The sequence below is a fragment of the Methylomonas defluvii genome, assembly GCF_033949435.1.
Classification (GTDB): Bacteria; Pseudomonadota; Gammaproteobacteria; order Methylococcales; family Methylomonadaceae; genus Methylomonas; species Methylomonas defluvii.
Genome location: NZ_JAXARY010000010.1, coordinates 174,784 through 183,672, shown reverse-complemented (window position 1 = coordinate 183,672; position 8,889 = coordinate 174,784). Strand labels below are relative to the sequence as shown.

Below are 8,889 nucleotides of genomic sequence, written 5' to 3'. Positions count from 1 at the left end.
TGAGCGTTCCATGCAGATGCCGACCAGTACCTCAGGGCCGACGCCTTGCTCAATCAGATAATGTGCTAACTGATTGGCGCGGGCATTCAGTTCGGTGTAGGTCAGGTTTTGCTCTTCAAAGCTTAACGCAACGGCGTCTGGTGTCTTTTCTGCTTGAGCTTCGAATAATTGATGGAGGTAAAAGTCTTGGGGATATACTGCTTCTGTCGTGTTCCAGTTGTGCAAAATTTGCTGTGTTTCGTTTTCGGTCAGAGTCGGTAATTGGCCTAACTTGAGTTGTGGTTGTTCGGCAAACGTTTCCAAGAGCTGATTTAGGTGTTCTAACATCGCCCCGACGGTGTTGGCCGGAAAGCGACCGTCGTCATAGTGAATTTCCATGTGCAAGCAGTCGCCTGGGAAGACCTTCAATGTCAAGGGATAGTTAGTCGGCTCTCGTTCAACCACGCGGTCTATTTTTATCGGGCCGCCGATATTCATCAGGGCTTGGTCTATCGGGTAATTTTCGAACACCAAGAGACTGTCGAATAGAGCCTGGCCGCGGCCAATGTCGGACCAAGTTTGCACTTGCGCCAACGACGCATATTCGTAATGGCGCAAAGTCTGATTTTGTTCAAACAGAGCTTGCAGACACTCGCCGACGGTTTGATGTGGGTCGATACGCAGCCGAAGCGGTAGGGTGTTGATGAACAAACCAACCTGATTTTCGATACCGAGCAGTTCCGCTGGACGGCCGGAGACTGTAATGCCGAATACAACGTCACTGTTGCCACTATAGTGGCTGAGCAGCAACCCCCACGCAGCTTGCGCTAAAGTATTGATGGTTAGATGCCGTTGTTTGGCGAGACGTTGCAGGCTTTGGTTAACTCCGTCTGTCAAATTCAGACGGGCTTTACGGATTTCACCTAGCCAGCCCTTGCTGCCCGGTGCGCGATCAACTCCAAGTATGGTAGCGGCTTCAAAGCCAGCCAATTGTTGCCGCCAGTAGGCTTCGGCAGCCTGTTTATCCTGTGCTTGTAACCAGGCAATATACTGATGGTAAGATTGAATTGGCGCTAGCTGGGGCGGTTCGCCTCTCAGTAAAGCGTGGTAAATGTTGAATACTTCCTTGACTAACAACGGCATGCTCCAGCCGTCGATTAGAATGTGGTGGTAACTCCATAGCAGGTAATGCTCGTCCGCTCCGCAGTTGACTAGATTTAAACGCATTAGCGGTGCTTGACCAAAGTCGAAATTTTGTGCGTGTTCGGTAGCCTGCAAAGCTTGCCAGCGTACATGCCGTTCACTCTCAGATTCGTGCCGCCAGTCGTGTTCTGTGATCGGTAGGCTCGCTTGTTGTTCAACGATTTGTAACAGTTGTTCCGTATCTTGTATCAAGAAACGACTGCGCAACACTGCATGACGTTCCAACAGTTGTTGCCAAGCTTGTTTAAAGATCGAAGTATCAAGCGGGCCGGTCAGTCTACAGGCAAGTTGGATGCGATAAACATTAGAGTCCGGCTCATACAGACTATGGAATATCAAGCCATGTTGTAGCGGTGCCAGCGGATAGATATCGTCGATTTGCCGCAGCGGTAAATTCAAAATATCGAGCTGAGATTGGCTTAAAGCAGCTAAAGGGAAGTCGGATGGAGTGTAGCCACCGACTTCGGTTTGGCTACAGTGGCTGATCAAGGCTTGCAAGTGTTGCAGGTAGCGATTAGCCAGCGTTTCCAGGGTGCTACAGCGGTAACGTTCCCGGCTGTAGCGCCAACTTAAATGCAGCCTACCGCCTTGGATACTGGCAACCACATCGAGTTCGTGCGCACGCTTCCCTGTCGGATCATGACTAAGACCAGCGGCGTCGGTACTGGGATTAAACAGCGCGCCTTCGCTGAGTACGGTGTCTAGTTGCCCTAGATAGTTAAAGATGATTTGTGCTGGTGGTTGAGCGATCAAATGTTGTTTAAGTTCGCCATCAGTCGAAAGGTAACGTAACAGACCATAACTAATGCCATGATCCGGAACCGCACGGATTTGTTCTTTGACAGTTTTCAAGGCTCGTGCCAAATCATCGCCCTTGGGCAATTCCAACAGCAATGGGTAGACACTGGTAAACCAACCGACGGTACGGGAGATATCCAGGTCGTCAGTCAGATGTTCCCGGCCGTGACTTTCGCGGTCTATCAGCAATATGGTCGTTGCTGTTTGGGCCGAGGATGAAGCTGCCGACAATTCCTCGTCTACCAGCCAATCACGCAAAGTCAGGGCCAACGCAGTTAATAGGACATCATCAATTAGCGTGCGGTAGGCAATCGGTACTTCTTGCAGTAAAGTCAAAGTCTGTTCTACACTCAGCGAGACGGCTACTTCGTTTTCCAGTCCTAAGTCGTTGGCACCGTGTGGATAATCGGCTGGTAATGTTGCTGCTTGGGATCTCTGAGGGGCTAACCAGTAGGTGATGCTTGAATTTAGCCCGCCATTCTGCGTCAGTTGGTTCAAGCGCTTGGTCCAATATTGGAATGATGAGGTCTTGGCGGGTAGATTTAGGTATTGATTTTCCAGGCCTTGTTGGCAAGCCAGGTTCAAATCTTCCAGCAGGATGCGCCAGGAGACGCCGTCAACCACCAAATGATGGATGGCGATTACAACGTGACTTTCGTTATCGCCGAAGTCGAACCATACGGCGCGTAACAAGGGGCCATGCGTCAGATGGAGCGAGGCTTGGCAGTCGCTGGCTTGTTGTTGCAGAACCGCGTCGCGCTCGGCAACAGGAACGTGGGATAAATCGACCTGTTTGAATACATTCTGCTCTTCTTCCGTAAGATTGGTTTGCCGCCATTCGCCATTTTCGTTAGTGAAGCGCATCCGCAGAGCATCGTGCTGGACTAACAATTTGTGCAGCGCAGCCTCGAACAGAGCGGATGTCAGCTCGGGCTTGACTCTCAACATCAGGGCTTGGTTCCAATGGTGTGGGTTGCTCAAGCCGCGTTCGAAGAACCAATGCTGGATCGGCGTCAACTCGACATCGCCTGTAACGAGGCCTTGTTCAGCTACGGCGTGACTTGCGGTCTCGGCAATTGCCGCCAGTTCGAACACTGTTGGCCGCTCGAACAACTGCTTGGGAGTGATGACGATACCGGCTTGGCGTGCCCGGCTGACAACCTGGATGCTCAGGATTGAGTCGCCGCCCAGCGCAAAGAAATTATCGTGACGACCGATGCGTTCAATTGCTAACAGTTGTTGCCAAATTTGCGTCAACGCCATTTCAATTGGATTTTGTGGCGCTTCATACAATAGTGCGGATTGGCCACCCCAGTTTGGCACCGGCAAGCGTAGCCTGTCCAACTTGCCGTTGGCGCTCAGCGGCATTTCGTCGAGAATGACGAAGGCGCTTGGAACCATGTAGTCGGGTAAAGCCTGTTTCAGATGGACTTTCAGCAGGTTGACCACCTCGTCGTGTTGATCGACGGCAGGTTCACTGAGCACCAGATAAGCCACCAGTTTCTTGTCGCCCGGTTGGTCTTCCCGTGCTAGGACCACGGCTTCCTTGACCTTGCCATGCGCCAGCAGTTGCGCTTCGATTTCGCCTAGTTCAATCCTGAAACCTCTGATCTTGACTTGATGGTCGATGCGGCCCAAAAACTCGAGTGCCCCATCGGATCGGTAGCGGGCCAGGTCACCGGTTTTGTACAAACGGCCACCATCGGCCTGAAAGGGATCGGGGATAAAACGTTCTGCGGTTAACTCGGCGAGTTTCAGGTAACCGCGTACGATACCGGCCCCACCGATGTAGAGTTCACCGGCCACGCCGATTGGCAACGGATTAAGGTGTCGATCCAGAACGTAGAGGCGGACGTTAGCGATCGGTCGACCTATCGATAATGGTTTGTCCAAATCATCCAAACCGGCTTGGTAAACGCTACTCCAGACGGTGCCTTCGGTTGGACCGTATTCGTTGTAGAGTTTGACAGCAGGTAGGCTGACAAAGTGTTGTTTGACTAACTCGATGCCACAGGCTTCGCCAGCGACAATAGCCACTTTCAGACTACACAGAGACTCGGTAGCCTGTTCCAGTAATACGGCATACAACGATGGCAGCGCCAATAGGTGGGAGACTTGTTGGTGTTGGATCAGCACCGCCAACGCGGCAGGGTCTTTGCCGGCATTTTCGCCGGGCAAGCATAAGCAACCACCTTGCCCCAGGGTCCAAAAAATGCCCGCTACCGAGCTGTCGAAGGCGAACGACGACAAGAGCAGATAGGCTTTGACCTGATCGGGATACTGCATGAATCGCGCGAAGGTCGAATGTACGGCATTGCGATGTGTAACGGCCACGCCTTTGGGCTGACCGGTAGAGCCGGAGGTGTAAATGATATAAGCCAGATTGAGCGGGAGATTGCGAACCCCTGGGTTGCTATCCAAACATAAGTTGATGGATGGCCAGTCCTGATCGAGATACACCGTTGGTCGCTGTGCGGACACGACCAACCCCGCCCAATTTTGCCGGGTCAGTAACAAGCGGATGTCAGCATCGTCCAGCATGTATCGAAGCCGCTCCTCGGGATAGGTCGGATCGAGCGGCACATAAGCGCCCCCAGCCTTGAGGATGCCGAGCAACCCAATCACCATGTCCAGTGAGCGTTCCATGCAGATGCCGACCAGTACCTCAGGGCCGACGCCTTGCTCAATCAGATAATGCGCCAACTGATTGGCGCGGGCATTCAGTTCGGCGTAGGTCAGGGTTTGCTCTTCGAAGTTCAAGGCCACGGTGTCTGGTGTCTTCTTGGCCTGAACTTCGAATAATTGGTGGAGGCAAAGGTCTTGCGGATAGGCTGCTTCGGTTGCGTTCCAGTCTTTCTGTTGCAGGCGTTCCGGCGCAGTCAATAACGGTAGCTGGCTCAATCTAGCGCCTGGTTCCGCTAACATGCCGAGCAATAGACATTGGAAATGGCCCAATAGCCGGAAAATCCCCTCGCGCTCCCATGCGCTACGGCAATAACGGAATGTTACCGTCAAGCCGTTTCGCGTTTCTGCCGCCAACACGGCCAACTCGAATTCCTCCGCAGTATCGGGCAATGCGCTTGATCGGGCTTCTAAGCCGGCCCATCGCAAACTTATCCCGGCTTGACCCAAAGCCAACGCCGCGACGTCGGAATCAGAGCTGTCATGTAATACGAAGAAAGTTCGATAAAGTTCAATATTGCTTTGGCGGTGTTCGGATCGCAATTTTTCTAAGACTAGCGATTGCGGGTAATTTTGATGCTCTAGTGCTCCGAGCACCACAGCATTGACATCTGCCAGATAATCACAAAACGTTAATTCGCCGCTCGGTTTGCTACGTAACGCAACGGGATTTACACAATAGCCAACCAGGTCCGCAAAGCGGCTAGACGGCCGGCCAAGCGTCGGTGTACCGACAATCAAATCATGTTGAGCGGTGTACCGGTATAACAAGGCTTTAAACACCGTCAACACCAGCGTATATAAAGTAACGTTGTGCGTTGACGCCAATGCTTTTAGGCGAACAAGATTGGCTGTTTCTATTGTTAGCCCCACCGCACCTCCGCGCCTTAATTGCCTGCAAGGTGCCGTGAAATTTCCCGGCAATATTAACTGCGGCAGCTCGCCAGCTAATTGCTCTTGCCAATACAGCTTATCCCGACTTGCCGCCTCGCTTCGCAGATAGGACTGTTGCCATACGATGTATTCGGAATAATTCGTTTTGACCTCTGGCAATTGTGCCTCAACACCTCTCGCATATCCTGTATAAAGCGTTTGTAGTTCCCGCTGTAATACCAACAACGATCGAAAATCGATGATCAGATGATGCGCACAAAAAGCCAGCAAATGATCGTTAGCACCACAGCTGAAAACTCCACATCTCAGCAATGGTCCGTGTCGCAAATCAAACGGTTTGTTAACGAAATTTCGCAAAGTTTCCGTACGCTGGACAGGATCGCTACAGTCGGCCTGTTCGAGCTCATGCATTGATTGATCAAGAGGTGCGCAAATAGATTCATTGTTGGTGTCCAGCTCAAAACCACAGCGTAATTGATCATGCCGCCTGTGTAATTCGGACAGGGCGCGTCCTAATGCGTTGCAATTCAACTCCCCCTGTATCTGTAATGCAATTGACATGTGATACAGCGCTTCGGCACTTTCCATTCTTGCTCGTGTCCATAACGCCCGCTGGTTATATGACATGGAGGTATTTGAACTCTGACCATCTTTATTGATAAGAGACGAGGTCTCTTGGTCGATAGTCTTGACCAAACTCAGTGCGGTGACAGCACTGTCAAACAGGGTGGCGCTACCGAGCATACTGGTGATCGGTATATCGACCGTCAATAATTCGTCGATGAAATATTTCATTTCCACTGCTTTCAGCGAATCGAGGCCCAGGCTGCTCAGGGTATGGGTCGGCTCGACAGTGCCGGCGGCCACTCCGGATAATTCGGCCGCTTTGAGCGCAAGGTGTTCCGTCAACAGATCGGCGGCATGGGAGCGATCCATCAACAATAAGGCCTGACGCAATAGGTGCCGTTCGTTAACACTTTGATTCGCCTTCGCCGACGGCAGAGACGTAGCGTCGGAGATTCTCTGTGCGTCGACGGCGATGCACTCAAAACCTTGTTGCAAAAAAAGCGCCTTGCAAGCATTTCGCCGAAGTTTTCCGCTGCTGGTTTTTAATATAGCGCCGGGTTTGAGAAATAAGATCCGGTCGGATTGGATACCGCATTCTTCGGTTAATCGGGCACGGATTGCAGAGAATTCGTTACGAAAATCGCCTTGTCTGATGCGATTACGCTTTAATTCCGCCAACACAATCAACTTTTCGCCATCACCTTCATCAACCGAAAACGCGACTGTTGATGCAGGACTCAAAGCATCGGTTGCCGCTTCGACAGCATACTCAAGATCGTGTGGATAATAATTGCGACCGCGAATAATGATCAGGTCTTTCAGACGCCCAGAAACGAACAATTCACCATCATCAATAAAACCCAAATCACCAGTACGCAACCAGGGGTGACCTTGGGCATCATGGACAAAAGCTCTGTCGCTCATTTCGGGATTTTGCCAATAGCCCTGAGCAATACTGGGGCCGCTTAGCCAAATTTCTCCGATTCGACCATTCGGACAACAAGTAGCGTTATCTGGATCGACAATACGCAAGCCTTGTCCGCCATCAATATCGATAGCGCCGCATCCCACAAGGCTTCTGGCATTCAATTGATTGTCATCTGTCGAATGGACTACGCGTTGCTCCAGGGCCGTTTTATCGAATGCAGCAATCCTTGGAAGGGATTGTTTAGCGCCCCCAGTTGCCAATAATGTTGCTTCAGCCAAGCCATAACAGGGATAGAACGCACGCCGCTGGAATCCACATGCCGAAAATGTTTCGCTGAATCGTTGCAAGGTCAGAGGGTTGATAGGTTCGGCACCATTAAATGCCAGTTGCCAACTGCCTAGATCGATTCCGGCCAACTCTTCGGGACTGATTTTTTGGACGCACAAATCGTAAGCAAAGTTAGGACCGCCGCTGGTATGCGCACGGTAATCGCTAATGGCTTGCAGCCAGCGTAGCGGTTTCTCCAAAAACGCCATCGGCGCCATCAAAATCGCACTAGCTCCGCAATACAAGGGCTGCATGACATTACCAATTAGACCCATGTCGTGATAAAGCGGTAACCAACCTACCACGGTCGATCGTTCGTCATGGCCAAATCGGCGTTTGATTAACTGTTGATTTGCCATCAAGTTGCCGTGGCTAATCATCACCCCCTTTGCGTCGCCGGTTGAGCCCGAGGTGTATTGTAAAAAGGCCAGATCTATGGATTTTAAGATAGGGGCTTGCCATGAACTAGCGTCATCACTATTTTCCGCGACATCTGTTTGCAGGCAATGTTTATCTAACAAATCACCCGTGGCGCTGGAGAAGTGACGAATGTTGTTGGCAACTTGCTGGGTGGTAAGAATTATTTTGGCTTTGCTGTCATCAAGAATGGCTTGTAACCTAGGCATATGTCGATTATTGCTTGGCGGATAGGCCGGAACAGCAATCACCCCGGCATAAAGACAGGCAAAAAAGGCTACGATGTAATCTAAGCCGGGCGGATAGAGTAATAATGCTCGTTCACCTTGCATGCTCACCTGCTGCAACGATGCTGCTAATTGCCTGGCTTTTGCGTTCAGTTCGTCATAGGTCAGCGAATGCTGGCCTGATGCCCCATAATCCAAAACTGTATATGCAATCCGGTGGGGGTGACATGCTGCGCGTCGCTGCAACACATCCGTCAGGGAAGTCGCTCCTTCGAGTGATGGAGCATCATCGGCGGAACCATCTAAATCATGTCGTTCGCTTAACACATAACCCTCCATATCTATCCAACCCGATGCGGTATCAAATTTTTTAAATTTCCATCTCTAATTTTCAAGTGCAGGTAATTCATATCTGCGTACTGCTTGCTCATGGCAGATAGAGCCTGAACATGTGGCCGATAGCGTTTTGACTCGAATAACAAAGCAAACCCAAACGACCAAGACCGCTTATGTATAGAGAAGACGACTAATCGAAATAATTTCCCCACCGAGCTGTTGGCTAAGCAACAGATCAAAAACACTTAAATTTGGCCAGGGTGGCTTGATGTCTAAAATCGCTGAAAGTGAGGAAAAAGAGGGGTGTCATCGTCATCACTAATGACCAAAGGACACTCGATGCTGTCCAATGAATTGGTTTCTATTTCAAAGTTGCTGAGACCATTGATTATTCTGGCTAGAATTGACAGGAGAATATTGTTCGTTGTGGCGAAACGTTGCAGACTGTTGTGCCTAAAAATGTAACGGTCGCAATTTAGCCAATAAACTTAAAATGAATATAGATATTTTTAATGGCGATGCGGACGGTAT

Annotated in this window: 1 protein-coding gene; it reads right to left on the bottom strand. The window is 50.7% G+C overall.

The window, feature by feature from the left end; all coding sequences use genetic code 11:
• Positions 1-8,361 (bottom strand): non-ribosomal peptide synthetase (locus QLH52_RS12650; protein WP_319961828.1); only part of this gene is annotated, 8,361 nt, incomplete at its 3' end.
• Between the last annotated feature and the right edge of the window lie 528 nt (positions 8,362-8,889).